At 69.7% G+C, this 15,172-nt stretch carries 16 protein-coding genes; 12 read left to right on the top strand and 4 right to left on the bottom strand.

Annotated features, from left to right (window positions below; translation table 11 throughout):
• Position 1 precedes the first annotated feature (1 nt).
• From FFI97_RS21645 to FFI97_RS21630, 4 genes are all read left to right on the top strand, one after another.
• Positions 2–673: a DUF4126 domain-containing protein gene (locus FFI97_RS21645; RefSeq protein WP_139701356.1), complete on the top strand. Its 672-nt coding sequence runs from the start codon at positions 2–4 to the stop codon at positions 671–673.
• On the top strand, positions 666–2,666 hold the full coding sequence (locus FFI97_RS21640) for an acetyl/propionyl/methylcrotonyl-CoA carboxylase subunit alpha (protein ID WP_139701357.1): 2,001 nt from the start codon (positions 666–668) through the stop codon (positions 2,664–2,666). The genes FFI97_RS21645 and FFI97_RS21640 overlap by 8 nt, the downstream gene beginning before the upstream one ends.
• 59 nt (positions 2,667–2,725) lie before the next feature.
• Entirely contained in the window at positions 2,726–3,688 is a 963-nt protein-coding gene (locus FFI97_RS21635; protein WP_185993676.1) for a DUF4349 domain-containing protein, read from the top strand.
• 126 nt (positions 3,689–3,814) lie between these two features.
• Complete coding sequence (locus FFI97_RS21630) at positions 3,815–4,819, top strand: hypothetical protein (RefSeq protein WP_139701358.1); 1,005 nt, start codon at positions 3,815–3,817, stop codon at positions 4,817–4,819.
• On the opposite strand, the gene FFI97_RS21625 is transcribed toward FFI97_RS21630, so the two are convergent.
• Positions 4,797–5,111, bottom strand: a complete 315-nt coding sequence (locus tag FFI97_RS21625; RefSeq protein WP_062477314.1) for an EthD family reductase — start codon at positions 5,109–5,111, stop codon at positions 4,797–4,799. The genes FFI97_RS21630 and FFI97_RS21625 overlap by 23 nt on opposite strands.
• 87 nt (positions 5,112–5,198) lie before the next feature.
• Here FFI97_RS21625 and FFI97_RS21620 point away from each other — a divergent pair, with 87 nt between their 5' ends.
• From FFI97_RS21620 to FFI97_RS21585, 8 genes are all read left to right on the top strand, one after another.
• Positions 5,199–6,119 carry a 2-hydroxyacid dehydrogenase gene (locus FFI97_RS21620; protein ID WP_139701359.1) on the top strand — a complete coding sequence of 307 codons (921 nt, stop codon included), beginning with the start codon at positions 5,199–5,201 and terminating at the stop codon, positions 6,117–6,119.
• A 93-nt stretch (positions 6,120–6,212) separates the two neighbouring features.
• Positions 6,213–6,962 carry an IclR family transcriptional regulator gene (locus FFI97_RS21615; protein WP_139701360.1) on the top strand — a complete coding sequence of 250 codons (750 nt, stop codon included), beginning with the start codon at positions 6,213–6,215 and terminating at the stop codon, positions 6,960–6,962.
• Positions 6,959–7,348, top strand: a complete 390-nt coding sequence (locus FFI97_RS21610; RefSeq protein ID WP_139701361.1) for a cupin domain-containing protein — start codon at positions 6,959–6,961, stop codon at positions 7,346–7,348. The genes FFI97_RS21615 and FFI97_RS21610 overlap by 4 nt, the downstream gene beginning before the upstream one ends.
• Before the next feature lie 23 nt (positions 7,349–7,371).
• Positions 7,372–8,385, top strand: a complete 1,014-nt coding sequence (locus FFI97_RS21605; RefSeq protein WP_139701362.1) for a Bug family tripartite tricarboxylate transporter substrate binding protein — start codon at positions 7,372–7,374, stop codon at positions 8,383–8,385.
• On the top strand, positions 8,382–9,623 hold the full coding sequence (locus FFI97_RS21600; RefSeq protein WP_139701363.1) for a CaiB/BaiF CoA transferase family protein: 1,242 nt from the start codon (positions 8,382–8,384) through the stop codon (positions 9,621–9,623). The genes FFI97_RS21605 and FFI97_RS21600 overlap by 4 nt, the downstream gene beginning before the upstream one ends.
• Complete coding sequence (locus tag FFI97_RS21595) at positions 9,620–10,789, top strand: acyl-CoA dehydrogenase family protein (RefSeq protein ID WP_139701364.1); 1,170 nt, start codon at positions 9,620–9,622, stop codon at positions 10,787–10,789. The genes FFI97_RS21600 and FFI97_RS21595 overlap by 4 nt, the downstream gene beginning before the upstream one ends.
• Positions 10,790–10,798: 9 nt before the next feature.
• Positions 10,799–11,095, top strand: coding sequence for an acylphosphatase (locus FFI97_RS21590; protein ID WP_139701365.1), 297 nt, complete (start codon positions 10,799–10,801; stop codon positions 11,093–11,095).
• A gap of 164 nt (positions 11,096–11,259) precedes the next feature.
• On the top strand, positions 11,260–12,180 hold the full coding sequence (locus FFI97_RS21585; RefSeq protein ID WP_139701366.1) for a hydroxymethylglutaryl-CoA lyase: 921 nt from the start codon (positions 11,260–11,262) through the stop codon (positions 12,178–12,180).
• 13 nt (positions 12,181–12,193) lie between these two features.
• Here the strand turns inward: FFI97_RS21585 and FFI97_RS21580 are convergent, their stop codons facing one another.
• Genes FFI97_RS21580 through nirD form a run of 3 tightly spaced genes read right to left on the bottom strand, consistent with a single transcriptional unit; the run spans position 12,194 to position 15,169 of the window.
• Positions 12,194–13,945 (bottom strand): bifunctional protein-serine/threonine kinase/phosphatase, encoded by a 1,752-nt coding sequence (locus FFI97_RS21580; protein ID WP_139701367.1) that lies wholly within the window; start codon positions 13,943–13,945, stop codon positions 12,194–12,196.
• Between the two features lie 19 nt (positions 13,946–13,964).
• Positions 13,965–14,777 carry a formate/nitrite transporter family protein gene (locus tag FFI97_RS21575; protein ID WP_062477339.1) on the bottom strand — a complete coding sequence of 271 codons (813 nt, stop codon included), beginning with the start codon at positions 14,775–14,777 and terminating at the stop codon, positions 13,965–13,967.
• A gap of 50 nt (positions 14,778–14,827) precedes the next feature.
• Entirely contained in the window at positions 14,828–15,169 is a 342-nt protein-coding gene (nirD, locus tag FFI97_RS21570) for a nitrite reductase small subunit NirD (RefSeq protein ID WP_070062899.1), read from the bottom strand.
• Between the last annotated feature and the right edge of the window lie 3 nt (positions 15,170–15,172).

Here is a 15,172-nt window from a genome sequence, read left to right as displayed (position 1 = left end):
CATGAACACGCTCGACATGCCGCAACTGCTCGCACTGGCCGCCGCCATCGGCTGGGCCAGCGGCGTGCGCCTGTACCTCGTCGTGCTGCTGACCGGCCTGGTCGGCTATTTCGGCTGGGTGCCGCTGCCTGCGGGGCTGCAGATGCTCGCGCATCCGATCGTGCTCGCGGTCAGCGGCTTCATGGTGTTCGTCGAGTTCTTCGCCGACAAGATCCCGGGCCTCGATTCGCTGTGGGACGTGGTGCACACCGCCATCCGCATCCCCGCCGGCGCGGCGCTCGCGGCCAGCGTGTTCGGTGCCGACCACGGCGCCATGGCCGTCGTCGCGGCGCTGCTGGGCGGCGGCTTCGCGGCCACGGCGCATGCGGCCAAGGCCACCACGCGCGCGGCCATCAACACCTCGCCCGAGCCGTTCTCGAACGTGGGCGCGTCGCTGGTCGAAGACTCGATGGTGCCGGCCGGGCTGTGGCTCGCGGTGGCGCATCCGCTGGTCTTTCTGGTGCTGTTCGTCTTCGTGCTCGTGCTCAGCGTATGGCTCATCCGCAAGAGCTGGCGTTTCTTGCGCGCGCTGTTCAGCCGCGTGGCACGCATCTTCAGTGGCCGGCCCGATCCGGGCGTCACGTCCGCCTTTCAACTGAAAAAGAATCCTCCGGGAGACACTCCGAATGTTTAAGAAGATCCTGATTGCCAATCGCGGTGAAATTGCTTGCCGCGTTGCGGCCACTGCACGCCGCATGGCGGTTCGCACCGTCGCCGTGTACTCCGATGCCGACGCGCACGCCAACCATGTGCGCGCCTGCGACGAGTCGGTGTACCTCGGCGGCAGCGCCCCGAAGGACAGCTACCTGCGCTGGGAAAAGATCCTCGAGGCCGCCAAGGCCACGGGCGCCGAAGCCGTGCACCCGGGCTACGGCTTCCTCAGCGAGAACGAAGAGTTCGCGCAGGCCTGCGCCGACGCCGGCCTGGCCTTCATCGGCCCGCCGCCTTCGGCGATCAAGGCCATGGGCCTCAAGGCTGAATCGAAGCAGCTGATGGAAAAGGCCGGCGTGCCGCTGGTGCCCGGCTACCACGGCAGCGACCAGGACCCGGCGCTGCTGCAGCGCGAGGCCGACCGCATCGGCTACCCGGTGCTCATCAAGGCCAGCGCCGGCGGCGGCGGCAAGGGCATGCGCGCGGTCGACAAGGCCGCCGATTTCGAGGCCGCGCTGGCCTCGTGCAAGCGCGAAGCCATCAACAGCTTCGGCGACGACGCGGTGCTGATCGAGAAGTACGTGCAGCGCCCGCGTCACATCGAGATCCAGGTGTTCGGCGACACGCAGGGCAACTACGTCTACCTGTTCGAGCGCGACTGCTCGGTGCAGCGCCGTCACCAGAAGGTGCTCGAGGAAGCGCCCGCGCCCGGCATGACCGAGGCGATGCGCAAGCAGATGGGCGAAGCCGCCGTGGCTGCGGCGCGTGCCGTGAACTACGTGGGTGCGGGCACGGTCGAATTCATCGTCGAGCAGCGCGAAGGCGGCGAGATGAACTTCTTCTTCATGGAGATGAACACGCGCCTGCAGGTCGAACACCCGGTGACGGAAGCCATCACGGGCCTCGACCTGGTGGAGTGGCAACTGCGCGTGGCCTCGGGCGAGCCGTTGCCTGCCAAGCAATCGGAGCTGCAGATCCACGGCCACGCCATCGAGGCGCGCATCTGCGCCGAGAACCCCGACAACAACTTCCTGCCCGCCACCGGCACCTTGCGCGTGTACCGCAAGCCGCAGGCGACCGCCTTCCAGCGCAGCCGCGTGCGCATCGACGACGGCGTGCGCGAGGGCGGCGAGATCTCGCCCTTCTACGACTCGATGATCGCCAAGCTCATCGTGCACGGCAGCACGCGCGCCGAGGCGCTGGCCCGGCTCGATGCCGCGCTGGCCCAGGTGCAGATCGTGGGCGTGTCGACCAACGTGCAGTTTTTGCGCGGCATCCTGGCGACCGAGTCGTTCTCGAAGGCCAACCTCGACACCGCGCTCATCGAGCGCGAGCGCGCCGTGCTGTTCGACCGCGAACCGCTGGGCCTGCCGCTGGCCGCGGCCGCCGCCATCACGCGCACGCTGGTCACCGAGTGGCCGACGCAACTGCCCGACCCCTTCGAGCGCCGCGACGGCTGGCGCGCGCATGGCGAGTACAAGCGCCGCTTCGACTTCGAGTTCCGTGGCGCCGAGCACAGCGCACTGCTGACCTACCGGCGCGACGGCGGCCTGCACCTCGCCGTGGGCGGTGTCGAAGGCCCGCTCACCATCGGGCGCTTTCCCACGGGCGAGTTCGAGCTCGAGTTCGCCGGCACGCGCCAGACCCTCGACGTGCACCTGGACGGCGCCACCGCCCACGTGTTCGCGGCGAAGGGCGCGACCCGCATCACGGCCATCGACCGCCTCGCGCATGCGGGCGACACCCATGCCGAAGGCGGCCGCCTCACGGCGCCGATGCCCGGCAAGGTCGTGTCCTTCGCGGTCAAGGCCGGCGACAAGGTCAGCCGCGGCCAGCCGCTGGCCGTGATGGAAGCCATGAAGATGGAGCACACCATCGCCGCGCCGGCCGACGGCACGGTGGAGGAGCTGATGTTCTCGCCGGGCGAGCAGGTGGCGGAAGGCGACGAATTGTTGCGAATGGCGGCTGCCGCTTAACCCCGATCCGGGCGCTGGCCCGTATCAGCGGTGGTAGTCATTCTTTTCAAGGAGTCCTGATGAGCCGCCGCACCCTTTCCATGTCGACACCCCGCGCCGCCGTGCGCCACCGCGCGGGCGCTGTCCTGCTGGCCCTGGCGGCTGCCCTGTCGCTGGCCGGCTGCGGCCGCGAGCGCAGTGCCGAGTCGGTCGCGCCGGCCTCCGCGTCCATGCCGGCGCCGCCGATGGGCTATGGCGATGCCATGAAAGCACAGCGGGCGAGCGCACCGCAGGCCGAGATCGCCGCGTCGCAGTCCGACGAGGCGCGGGGCGGCAGTGGCGAGACCGCGCTGCAGCGCTTCCTGGCCGTGCGGCAAGACCTGAACGTCGAAGTGCCGGCCGAACAGCTCGCCGACGCCTGGGGCAAGGTGCGCGACCTGTGCGGCACGCTGAAGTGCGAGCTGCTGTCGTCTTCGCTGCTGCGCGAGACGCCGCAGCAGCCGGGCAACGCCCTGCTCGAGATGCGTGTGGAACCCGCCGACGTCGACAAGCTGCTCGGCGGCCTGGCCGGCGTGGCGAACGTGGTCTCGCACACCACCACCAGCGAGGACAAGACCTCCGAGGTGATCGACGTCGAGGCCCGCATCAAGAACCGCACCGAGTTCCGCGACAGCCTGCGCGTCATGCTGCGCGACACCGTCACCAAGCGCACCATGGCCGACCTGCTGGCGATCCAGCGCACGCTGTCGGACACCCAGGCCGAGCTCGACGCCATCGCCACCCAGCGCAAGGTGCTGGCGCAGCAGACCAGCAAGCAGCACATCCAGATCCAGTTCACGCCCAAGCGCGCGCTGGTCAGCGGCAGCGACGGCTACAGCCCGATGGCGCACGCGCTGCGCAACGCCGGCGACGTGCTGGCCGAAAGCGTGGGCGCGCTCATCACCTTCGTGGCCGCTGCCCTGCCGTGGCTGCTGCTGGTGGTGCTGCCCGTGGGGTGGCTGGTGCGGGTGCTGTGGCGCCGTCGTCGCGCCAAGGTGGCGTGAGACACTGCGCGCCGGCCGCGCCCGACACAGCGCGGCCGCACGACAAGAAGGAGGGGCCGCATGGTGGGTCGATTTCGGAAGTTTCTTGCGGGACTGGGCCTGGGGAAGGCGCAGGACGATGGGGCGGTGCCTGCCTCTGTGCCGGCTGCGCCTGAACCGGCGCCACCGCCCGCAGCGCCCCCTGCACTGCGCTACACCTTCGACGTCAAACCCGCCCAGCCCATGGAACGGTTGATCGCCGCCCCGTGGGCCTCGGCGCCCCCGACGCCGCCGAAGCCCTTGAAGCGCCCACCACGGAACCCGCCCGCGCCACCCGTCGAGGCACCTCCGCCGCAGTTCGACGCGACCCCGGACCTGCCGGAGCCCTTCGGCTACAAGGTCTGCTGGTTTGCCGTGCAAGCCTCGGACCCCGCACAAGTGCTCGATGCCCTCGGGTGGGCGTCCGAAGGGCCGGCCAACTGGCACACCGGCATCGCGGCGGCCTACCGCCGGACGTCTGGCGGACAGGCCCCCTGGGTGTTCGCATCACCGCCCGTCGACGGCTGGGTGTTGCTCGTGGGGGACGGCCTGCCGTATCCCGCCGTGTACCCGGAGGACCGCCTCGAAGGCATCGGGCAGGCCTTCGACGTGATCTTCACGCGCCTGAAGGACCACTTCGGCGAAGCGCAATTCTTTGGCAGCCACCGTGTCGCCGACTTCGTCACCTGGGCGCGCGCACGCCGCGGCGAGCCCGGGCGGCAGTTCTGCTATGCAGGCAGCAGCGGCGAGGTGTATGCGAACGTGGGCGCACAGAGCGCCGAGGAAGCCGCACTGGGCTTTGCCGTGCTCAGCGGACTGTCGCCGGTCGATGCGCGCGATCGGCTCTCGGAACTGCTCGAGGAAGAGTGGGCGCGGAAGGACGCGCTGGTCGCCTCAGGCATGTCGCACCGCGACGCCGACCGGCAGGTCCGCCCGAGTGGCCGCAGCGTCGTGCCCGGCGAAGAGGACGTCACGGCGCTCGCCGGTGCGTGGAGTGTCGACCCGACGCAGTTCGACGAACCGGACCGGGGTTACGCGCCGGGCGTGGGATTGATGGCGCGTGTTCCGACGGACCTGGGGCAGGAGCCCGTCAGCCCACCACCACTTCGCTGATCTGCATCACCGGCGCGATGTCGGTGTAGTTCTTCACGTCGCCCATGATCTCCTTCACGTGCGGGCCGAAGGCCTTCTGGAAGGACTCGACGGATTCGGCGAACACGTGGCACATGCCGACATACGTGGGCGGCGAACCCGGGGCGCCGCCGCCCAGGCCCTTGTCGATGGTGTACGAGAGGCAGGCGTCGCCCATGCGGGCCTTGAGCATCGGCATGTGCTGGTCGCGGTAGTAGTCGTGGTCGAACCGCGCGCCGGGGGTGTGGGGGTACATCACGCTGACTTTGATCATGGAAGGTGTCTCCTGGGTGGCTGAATGCGGTCGAGCATAGGAGATGGCGCGCGACGCAACAAGCCGGTGCCTTCTAAGATGGCGCCCATGCGAATCTCCGTCTACCTCACCGACAACCGTCCCGATCCCTGGATCGATGGCCTGAAGGCCGAACTCCCCGAAGCCACCATCGAAGCCTGGACGCCCGGCGCGCCGCAGGCCGACCACGGCGTGGTGTGGGCGCCGCCCCAGCAGTTCCTCGACGAGCAGCCGAACCTGCGCGGCCTGTTCAACATCGGCGCGGGCGTCGATGCGCTGCTCAAGCTCAAGGTGCCGGCGCACACGCGCATCGTGCGCCTCGACGACGCGGGCATGTCGGTGCAGATGGCCGAGTACGTGTGCCACACGCTCATCCGCCACTTCCGCGAATTCGACGTGTACGAAGCGGATGCGCGCGAGGGCAAGTGGAGCTACCGCAAGCCGAAGCTGCGGCGCGATTTTCCGGTCGGCATCATGGGCCTGGGCGTGCTCGGCGAGCGCGTGGCCAAGGCCGTGGCGCAGTTCGAATTTCCGGTGCTCGGCTGGAGCCGCTCGCCCAAGGCGCTCGACGGCGTGCAGGTGTTCAGCGGCGAGGCGCAGTTCGACGAGTTCCTGGCCTCCACGCGCGTGCTGGTCAACCTGCTGCCGCTGACCGAGGCCACGCGCGGCATCCTGAACCGCACCACGCTGGGCAAGCTCAAGCCCGAGGGCTACCTCATCAGCATCGCGCGCGGCGGCCACCTGGTGGAAGACGACCTGATCCCGATGCTCGACGCCGGCCAGCTCGCGGGCGCCACGCTCGACGTGTTCCAGGTCGAGCCGCTGCCGGCCGACCACGCCTTCTGGCGGCACCCGAAGATCACCGTCACGCCGCACGGCTCGGCGCGCACGCTGCGCGAGGAGTCCATCGCCCAGATCGCCGGGAAGATCCGCGCGATGGAGCAGGGCCTGCCGATCGCCGGCATCGTCGATCCCGTCCGGGGCTACTGACGCCCCTGCGTCGACGACGACAAACCGGCTGACACGCGGCCGGCGGGGGAAAACCCCGACGCTTTTGTTTTTCACATACGAGAAAATTTCTTCATGGTTGTGAAAGCAGCGTTCCGCGTGATCGAGATCGTCGAGCTCTTTGCCCGGGAGAAGCAGCCGCTGGCCCTGTCCGAGATGGCGCGGCTGCTCGACATGCCGGTGTCCAGCTGCCTGGGCCTGATCCGCACGCTCGAAGAGCAGGGCTACATGTACGAGACCGGCCGCCGCCAGGGCTACTACCCGACGGGCCGGCTGCTGGCCATGGCGCAGGTCATCGCCGCGCACGACCCGGTGCTCGACCGGGTGAAGGCCACGCTCGAAGAACTGCGCGACGCCGCCTGCGAAACGGTGGTGTTCGGCAAGTTCCGCGACGCGGAGCACGTCGTGTACCTCGACGTGCTGAGCGCGCCGCAGCGCATCCGCTACACGGCCGAGTCGGGCGAAACGCGCCCCGCGTACGCCAACTCGATGGGCCGCGCGCTGCTGTCCACGCTCGCACCCGAAGCGCGCCGCAAGCTGCTCGAGGGCATGACGCTCGCGCCGCTGACCGACGCCACGCTCACCACCGCCGATGCCATCGAGGCCGAGCTGCAGCGCGGCGCCGCGCGCGGCTGGTACGGCAACCTCGGCGAAAGCATTCCCGACCTGATCGGCCTGGCCTGGCCGCTGCGCATCGGCGGCGAGGCCTACGCGATCTCGGTGGCCGGCCCGCGCTACCGCATGGAAGCGCGCATCGACGACATCGCCGCGATGCTGCGCTCGGCCTGCCTGGCGATCGAACCCAAGACAGAAAGCCCCCGATGACTGCCACCGCTGCGCGCTACTTCGTCCGCGAGGACGAGATCACGGGCTACCACCCCGCCAACCACACCGGCACGCTGAACAAGCGCCTGATCGGTTCCGAGACGGTGGGTGCGAAGCAGCTCGAGGTGCTGGTGGGCCATATCCAGAAGGGAAAGGGCGCGCTGCCGCATGCGCACCCGGGCATCGAACAGGTCTGCTACATGCTCGAAGGCCGCGCGGTCGCCGAGGTGGGCGGCCAACGGCAGGAGCTGCATCCTGGCGACAGCTGCTTTTTTCCGGCCGACGCGATGCACACCTTCACGGTGGTGAGCGACGAGCCGGTGCGCGTGCTGGTGATCTACAGCCCGCCGTACGAGGAATCGCCGGAGCGCGTGATCCGGCCCTGAACGACAACCCCGGAGACACAACCATGCAGACGAAGAACGCGACAGAAACAGTCGCGGTGGAAAGCCGCCGCCGTTTCATTTCCATCGGCGCTGCGGCGGGCCTCGTGGGCGCCGTGCCCTGGGCCTTTGCGCAGGACGGCGGCTACCCGAAGCAGCCGATCAAGCTCGTCGTGCCCTTCGCCGCCGGCAGCGGCACCGACGCGGTGGCGCGCATCACCGCGCAGATGCTGGGCGAGGCGCTCAAGGCCTCGGTGATCGTCGACAACCGGGCCGGCGCCAGCGGCGTGATCGCGGCCGAGCTGGTGGCCAAGGCGCCGCCCGACGGCTACACGCTCTTCATGACGACCAACACCACGCACTCGGCCAACCCGAGCCTGATGAAGTCGCTGCCCTACGACCCGGTGAAAGACTTCGCGCCCGTCAGCCGCATGGGCAACCTGCCGTTCATGCTGGTGGTGAACAACGACCTGCCGGTGAAGAGCGTGGCCGAGCTGCTGGCCTGGGGCCGCGCGCATCCGGGCAAGCTGACCTATGCGAGCGGCAACAGCACCGGCATCGTGAGCGGCGCCACGCTGTCGCGCATGAGCGGCATCCCGATGCTGCACGTGCCCTACAAGAGCACGCCGCCGGCCATCGCCGACCTCATCGGCGGGCAGGTGTCGATGATGGTGGTCGACCTCGCCGCGGGGCTTGCCACGGTCAAGGCCGGCAAGATGCGCGCCATTGCGGTCACCACGCAGGAGCGCACCAAGCTCTTTCCCGAACTGCCGCCGCTGGCCGACACGCCCGAGCTCAAGGGCTTCGACATCACCTCGTGGAACGGCGTGTTCGCGCCGGCCGGCACGCCGCGCGATGTCGTGCTGAAGCTCAACAAGGCACTGTCGGAGATGGCGAACGGCGCCGCCTTCCGCGAGCGTGTGACGAAGCTGGGCTTCGATGCGTTCGGCAGCACGCCGGAAGAACTCGGGGCCTTCACCGTGTCCGAGCTGGCGAAGTGGAAGAAGCTGATCCAGGCCGCGGGCATTCAACCCGAATGAGTTCGCACGACACCTCCGCCGCCGGCCCGCTGCAGGGCATTCGCATCCTCGACCTCACGGCCGTGGTGATGGGGCCCTACGCCACGCAGACGCTCGGCGATCTCGGCGCCGACGTCATCAAGGTCGAGCCGCCGTCGGGCGATAACCTGCGTGCCGTCGGCCCGATGCGCCATGCGGGCATGGGCGCGATGGCGATGCACCTGAACCGCAACAAACGCTCCATCGTGCTCGACCTCAAGCAGCCCGAAGGCCGCGAGGCCTGCCTGCGGCTCGCGGCGGGCTGCGATGCGCTCATCTACAACACGCGCCCGCAGGCGATGGCGCGGCTGGGGCTCGGCTACGAGGCCGTGGCCGCGGTCAATCCGAAGATCGTCTACCTCGGCGCCTTCGGCTACGGCGAAGAAGGCCCGTACGCCGGCAAGCCCGCGTACGACGACCTCATCCAGGGCGCGGCCGGCGTCGCCTCGCTCTTCGCGCAGCAAAGCGGCGGTGCGCCGCGCTACGCGCCCGTCACGCTGGCCGACCGCGCCGTGGGCCTGCAGGCCGCCATCGCGCTGCTCGCTGCCGTGCTCAGCGCGCAGCGCACCGGCAAAGGCCAGGCCGTGGAGGTGCCGATGTTCGAGGCGCTCTCGCAGTTCGTCATGGGCGACCACCTCGGCGGCCACAGCTTCGAGCCGCCGCTCGGGCCCACCGGCTACGCGCGCCTGCTCGCGGAGCACCGCAAGCCCTACGCCACGGCCGACGGTTACCTCGGCGTGCTCATCTACAACGACAAGCACTGGCAAGCCTTCTTCGACGTGATCGGCCGGCCCGAGCTGCGCAGCTCGCCGATGTTCGGCACGCACACGGCGCGCGCCGCGAACATCGGCGCGGTCTATGCGTTCGTGGCCGAGGTGATGGCCACGCGCGGCAGCGACGAATGGATGGCGCTGCTCGAAGCCGCCGACATCCCCGTCGCGCGCCTGCACACCACCGAGAGCCTGCTCGACGACCCGCACCTGCGCGCCGTCGATTTCTTCCCCGAGTTCGACCACCCGAGCGAAGGCCGCATCCGCACGCTCGCGCCCGTCGGCCGCTACAGCGCCACGCCCGCGGCCATCCGCCGGCCCGCGCCGCGCATCGGCGAGCAGAGCGTGGAGTTGCTGCGCGAAGCGGGCTATGCGGACGACGCCATCGACCGCATGCTCGCGCGCGGCGTCACGCTGCAGCCGGAACCCCTGAAAGACAACAGCGAATGAATTTCTCCCTGAACGAAGACCAGCGCTCGCTCGTCGCGGCCATCGAGCGCCTGTGCGAAGACTTCCCCGTCGACTACTGGCGCGACCACGACGACCGCGCCGTGTTCCCGCACGAATTTCACCGTGCCGTCGCCGACAGCGGCTGGCTCGGCATCGCCATGCCCGAAGCGCAGGGCGGCGCGGGGCTGGGCATCACCGAGGCGGCGCTGATGATGCGTGCCATCAGCGCGTCGGGCGCGGGCATGTCGGGCGCGTCGTCGGTGCACATGAACATCTTCGGTCTCAACCCGGTGGTGGTGTTCGGCACCGAGGCGCAGCGCCAGCGCTTTTTGCCGCCGCTGATCGCGGGCACCGAGAAAGCCTGCTTCGCCGTGACCGAGCCCGACGCGGGGCTCGACACCACCAGTCTCAAGACGCAGGCGGTGCGCCAGCCGGACGGCAGCTACCTGCTGCACGGCCGCAAGATCTGGATCTCGACCGCGCAGGTGGCCGACCGCATGCTGATCCTCACGCGCACCACGCCGCTGGATCAGGTGAAGAAGCCCACGCAGGGCCTCACGCTGTTCTACACGGCGCTGGACCGCAGCAAGGTCGAGGTGCGCGAGATCCACAAGCTGGGCCGCGCGGCGGTCGACTCCAACATGCTCTTCATCGACGGCCTCGAAGTGCCCGAAGAAGACCGCATCGGCGAGGAAGGGCGCGGCTTCGAGTACATCCTGCACGGCCTGAACCCCGAGCGCATCCTGATCGCGGCCGAAGCCATCGGCATCGGCCGCGCCGCGCTGCGCATCGCGGCGCAGTACGCGCAGGAGCGCGTCGTCTTCGGCCGGCCTATCGGCCAGAACCAGGGCGTGGCGCATCCGCTCGCGCGCGCCTGGGCCAACCTGGAGGCGGCCGACCTGATGATGCTCAAGGCCGCCACGCTGTATGACGCGGGCGAGCCCTGCGGCATCGAGGCCAATGCCGCCAAGTACCTCGCGGCCGAGGCGGCGCACGATGCCTGCCAGAACGCCGTGCTCACACTGGGTGGCATGGGTTACGCGAAGGAATACCATGTCGAGCGCCTGCTGCGCGAGAGCTACATCCCGCGCATCGCGCCGGTCAGCCCGCAGATGATCCTGAACTTCATCGCCGAGAAGGCACTGGGGCTGCCGAAGTCGTACTGACCACCGCCCATGAACCCACACGCCACCATCACCCGCCATCTCGTCGTCCACGGCCTCGTGCAGGGCGTGGGGTATCGCTGGTCGATGGTGCAGGCCGCGCAGCGGCTCGGCGTGCGCGGCTGGGTGCGCAACCGGCGCGACGGCAAGGTCGAAGCGCTCGTGGCCGGCGAGGCCGATGCGGTCGAGGCGCTGGTGCACTGGGCGCGCCAGGGGCCGGCCGGTGCGCGCGTGGAGGCGGTCGATGTGAGCGAGGCCGAAGCGGCGAGCAATCTGCCCGACGGCTTCGCGCAGCGCGAAACCGTCTAGCGGCTGTTTTCCTGCGGGGCCGACCGGTTGGCACCATTTGCAACCCCGCAGGCGCGCATTGCTACCTTCCGCGACTTGTGTACCAAGCAGCGCGCGGCCATGTGTCGGACAATCGAAGCCGGTTTTTCATCACCCTCCCGCGACAGCGACACCAGAGACATCCCATGAAACTCCCCACCCAGGTCAAGCTCGTCGACGTCGGTCCGCGCGACGGCCTCCAGAACGAAAAGCAGCCCGTCTCCGCCGAGGTCAAGATCGGCCTCGTGCACCGCCTGCAGGACGCCGGCCTGAAGGAGATCGAGGTCACCAGCTTCGTCTCGCCCAAGTGGGTGCCGCAGATGGCCGACAACGCCGAAGTGATGCACGGCATCACGCGCAAGCCGGGCGTTCTCTACTCGGTGCTCACGCCCAACATGAAGGGCTTCGAGGCCGCCATCGCCGCGCCGCGCGACGAGTGGCCCGACGAGATCGTGGTGTTCGGCGCCGCGAGCGAGGCCTTCAGCCAGAAGAACATCAACTGCTCGATCGCCGAGAGCATCGAGCGCTTCGCGCCCGTGGTCGAAGCGGCGCGCGCCAAGGGCATCGCCGTGCGCGGCGCCATGTCGTGCACGGTGGGCTGCCCCTACGAAGGCGAGATCGCGCCGGCCAAGGTCGGCTACCTCGCGCAACTGATGAAGGGCATCGGCGTGCAGCGCGTGGACGTGGCCGACACCATCGGCGTGGGCACGCCGCGCAAGGTGCAGGCGGCCATGGAGGCCACGCTGGCGCACTTCGGTGTCGACGCCATCTCCGGCCACTTCCACGACACCTACGGGCAGGCGCTGGTCAACACGCTGGCGGCGCTCGAGCTGGGCGTGTGGAACTTCCAGTCGTCCTCGGCCGGCCTGGGCGGCTGCCCCTACGCCAAGGGCGCGACGGGCAACGTCGCGACCGAAGACGTGGTCTACATGCTGCACGGCATGGGCATCGCCACCGGCATCGACCTGGACAAGCTCATCGACGCGGGCGTGTACATCAGCGAAGCGCTGGGCCGCGAACCGAATTCGCGCGCCTCGAAGGCGATCCGCACCAAGCGCGCGGGCTGAGCCTTCTTTCTTCTCAGCGCCCGAAGGCGCGCAGCCCGAGCAGCACCACCACCGCCGCGGCCAGCAGCACGGTGGTGCACTGCCAGAAGAGCACCGGGCGGCGCTCGATCAGCGGCGGCATCCGCGCACTCCAGAACTCCGGGCCCGGCGCGCGCAGGTCGTGCGCGAACTCCGACACCGCCTGCTGCCGCTTCGCGGCCTGCGGGTGCAGCGCCTTCTGCAGCACGGCATCGATCCACGCGGGCAGCTCGGGCCGCAGGTGGCGCACCGGCACATAGCGCAGGCGCCCCACATCGGCTTGCGTGCGGATGCGCGACACCTGCAGGCCGTAGGGCAGCTGGCCGCACAGCATCTGGTAGACGATCGCGGCCAGCGAGAACAGGTCGGAGCGCGCGCTGCCGCCGTGGCCGGTGAAGTACTCGGGCGCGGTGTACTGCAGCGTGCCTTCGATGGCGAGCGCGCGGGCCTCGCCGCTGCCGTCGGCCAGGCCGGCCACGTGGGTCGCGGCCAGGTCGATGATCTTCACGGTGCCGGCGCGGTCGATCATCACGTTCTCGGGGCGCAGGTCCTGGTGCAGCATCTCCTTGCCGTGCAGCGCCTGCAGCCCGCGCGCCAGCTGCGCGACGATGCCGCGCACGCTGTCCAGGTCGGGCCGGGGGTGGTCGACCATCCACTGCGCGAGCGTGTGGCCGTCCACGTACTCCATGGCCACGTACAGGTGCGCGCGCGGGCGCTCGACGGCGCTGGCCTTGAGCACGTGCGGGCTGTCGATGCGCCGCGCCACCCACTCCTCGAGCACGAAGCGGTCGAGGTAGCCGGGGTCGTCGCGCAGGTCGACCGACGGCAGCTTCAGCACGGCGGGCTGGCCGGTGGCGTCGTCGGTGGCCAGGTAGACGTGGCTGCGCGCGCTCATGTGCAGTTCGCGCACGAGGCTGAAGCCCTCGAAGCGGGCCCGCGGCGCCAGCGCCGGCGGCATCGCCAGGCCCTCGCGCTGCAGCTGTGCGGGCGGCGCGGCGGCGTCGGGCAGCTCGTCGATGCGCAGTAGCTGCACGGTGATGTCGTCGGTGCTGCCCCGGGTGCGCGCGGCCTCCGCGAGCCAGCGCGCTGCTTCGTCGAAGTCGTCGGCATGCCGCGCCAGCGCCTCGTGCACGGTGGCGGCGTCCAGGTGCGTGTAGGCGCCGTCGGTGGCCAGCAGGTAGACCTCGCCCACCTCGGCTTGCCAGCAGCGGTGGTCGATCTCCACATGGGCGCCCGCGCCCAGCGCGCGCCCGAGGTACGACTCGGCGGACGACACGCGCACGCGGTGGTCCTCGGTGAGCTGTTCGAGCGCGCCGGCGTGCAGCCGGTGGATGCGCGCGTCGCCCACGTGCAGCAGGTGCGCGTCGCGGCCCTTGAGGATCAGCGCGCTGAAGGTGCAGACGTAGCCGCTGTCCTTGTCGAAGCGCGCGTCGCTGCGCATCGTCTGCGCATGCAGCCAGGCGTTGGTGGCGCCCAGCACGCGCTGCGCCGCGCGCTGCACCGACCAGGTGTCGGAGGTCGCGTAGTAGTCGTCGAGAAAGCCGCGCACGGCCGCCGCGCTCGCCACCTGGCTCACGCGGCTGGAACCGATGCCGTCGGCCAGTGCCACGGCGATGCCCTTGGACACGCGCAGCGCGCCCTCGGGCAGCATGGCGCCGTGGAAGTCCTGGTTGACCGGCGCGTGAAGCCCCGCCAGCGAATGCTGGCCGAGCGTCACGCGCAGCTGCTTGCGCGGCGGCGCGGGCATGCGAACGATGCGGTGGGGCTCAGCCGGCGACGCGCTTGGCCGCCGTCTTGTAGTGCGTGGCGTACAGCGTGAGGCCCACGAAGGTCAGGCCGCCGACGAGGTTGCCGATCACCGTGGGCAGTTCGTTCCAGATCAGGTAGTCCATGAAGGTGAACTTGCCGCCCAGCATCAGGCCGGCGGGGAACAGGAACATGTTGACGATCGAGTGCTCGAAGCCCATGTAGAAGAAGACCATCACGGGCATCCACATGCCGATGGCCTTGCCCGACACGGTGGTCGACATCATGGCCGCGACCACGCCGGTCGAGACCATCCAGTTGCACATCACGCCGCGGATGAACAGCGTGAGCATGCCGGCCGCGCCGTGCGCCGCATAGCCGACGGTGCGGCCTTCGCCGATGTGGCCGAGCTTCTCGCCGATGGCGTTGGGCGCTTCGCTGAAGCCGAAGGTGAAGATGATCGCCATGAACACCGCGACCGTGAGTGCGCCGGCGAAGTTGCCCACGAACACCAGGCTCCAGTTGCGCATCACGCCGCCCCAGGTGGCGCCGGGGCGCTTGTCGAGCACGGCCAGCGGCGCCAGCGTGAACACGCCGGTGAGCAGGTCGAAGCCCAGCAGGTACAGCATGATGAAGCCGACCGGGAACAGCATCGCACCCACCAGCGCGTTGCCGGTGTTCACGGTGATGCTCACGGCGAAGGCCGCGGCCAGCGCGAGGATGGCGCCGGCCATGTACGAGCGGATCAGCGTGTCGCGCGTGGACATCAGCAGCTTGGATTCACCGGCGTCGACCATCTTGGTCACGAATTCGGCAGGAGCGAGGTAGGCCATTCGGGGTCCTTGGAGAGAGGCTGAAAAAAAGGGAAGAGGGCGAAGCGGCGTCAGGCCAGCGCGACGAGCACGCGGCCGTCCTCGACGCGCACCGCATGCGCGCGCACCGAGTGCTCGGGCGCCTCCAGGCATTCGCCGCTGCGCAGGTCGAAGTGGTTCTTGTAGAGCGGCGAGGCCACGACGATGCGCTCGCCCAGGCTGCCGACCAGCCCGCGCGAGAGCACGCTGGCGCCGGCCTTCGGGTCGACGTTGTCGATGGCGAAGAGCGACGGCTCCTGGCCGACGCGGAAGATCGCGACATGCACGCCGTCGACCAGCGCGCACACGCCGGTGTCGGGGAGGATGTCGCCGGCGGCGCACACGGCGGTCCAGGTCTGGGTGTCTGTGGTCATGGT

Origin of the sequence: Variovorax sp. KBS0712 (assembly GCF_006323185.2) — a bacterium.
GTDB lineage: Bacteria > Pseudomonadota > Gammaproteobacteria > Burkholderiales > Burkholderiaceae_C > Variovorax > Variovorax boronicumulans.
The sequence above is the reverse complement of the archived record's forward strand: the minus strand, read 5'-3'. Positions and strand labels throughout refer to the sequence as shown.

What these genes read in the sequence shown, in the direction of transcription:
- FFI97_RS21645 (WP_139701356.1), top strand. Translation starts at nt 2, where the DNA reads ATGAACACGCTCGACATGCCGCAACTGCTCGCACTGGCCGCCGCCATC.
- FFI97_RS21640 (WP_139701357.1), top strand. Translation starts at nt 666, where the DNA reads ATGTTTAAGAAGATCCTGATTGCCAATCGCGGTGAAATTGCTTGCCGC.
- FFI97_RS21635 (WP_185993676.1), top strand. Translation starts at nt 2,726, where the DNA reads ATGAGCCGCCGCACCCTTTCCATGTCGACACCCCGCGCCGCCGTGCGC.
- FFI97_RS21625 (WP_062477314.1), bottom strand. Translation starts at nt 5,111, where the DNA reads ATGATCAAAGTCAGCGTGATGTACCCCCACACCCCCGGCGCGCGGTTC.
- FFI97_RS21620 (WP_139701359.1), top strand. Translation starts at nt 5,199, where the DNA reads ATGCGAATCTCCGTCTACCTCACCGACAACCGTCCCGATCCCTGGATC.
- FFI97_RS21615 (WP_139701360.1), top strand. Translation starts at nt 6,213, where the DNA reads ATGGTTGTGAAAGCAGCGTTCCGCGTGATCGAGATCGTCGAGCTCTTT.
- FFI97_RS21610 (WP_139701361.1), top strand. Translation starts at nt 6,959, where the DNA reads ATGACTGCCACCGCTGCGCGCTACTTCGTCCGCGAGGACGAGATCACG.
- FFI97_RS21605 (WP_139701362.1), top strand. Translation starts at nt 7,372, where the DNA reads ATGCAGACGAAGAACGCGACAGAAACAGTCGCGGTGGAAAGCCGCCGC.
- FFI97_RS21600 (WP_139701363.1), top strand. Translation starts at nt 8,382, where the DNA reads ATGAGTTCGCACGACACCTCCGCCGCCGGCCCGCTGCAGGGCATTCGC.
- FFI97_RS21595 (WP_139701364.1), top strand. Translation starts at nt 9,620, where the DNA reads ATGAATTTCTCCCTGAACGAAGACCAGCGCTCGCTCGTCGCGGCCATC.
- FFI97_RS21590 (WP_139701365.1), top strand. Translation starts at nt 10,799, where the DNA reads ATGAACCCACACGCCACCATCACCCGCCATCTCGTCGTCCACGGCCTC.
- FFI97_RS21585 (WP_139701366.1), top strand. Translation starts at nt 11,260, where the DNA reads ATGAAACTCCCCACCCAGGTCAAGCTCGTCGACGTCGGTCCGCGCGAC.
- FFI97_RS21580 (WP_139701367.1), bottom strand. Translation starts at nt 13,945, where the DNA reads ATGCCCGCGCCGCCGCGCAAGCAGCTGCGCGTGACGCTCGGCCAGCAT.
- FFI97_RS21575 (WP_062477339.1), bottom strand. Translation starts at nt 14,777, where the DNA reads ATGGCCTACCTCGCTCCTGCCGAATTCGTGACCAAGATGGTCGACGCC.
- nirD (WP_070062899.1), bottom strand. Translation starts at nt 15,169, where the DNA reads ATGACCACAGACACCCAGACCTGGACCGCCGTGTGCGCCGCCGGCGAC.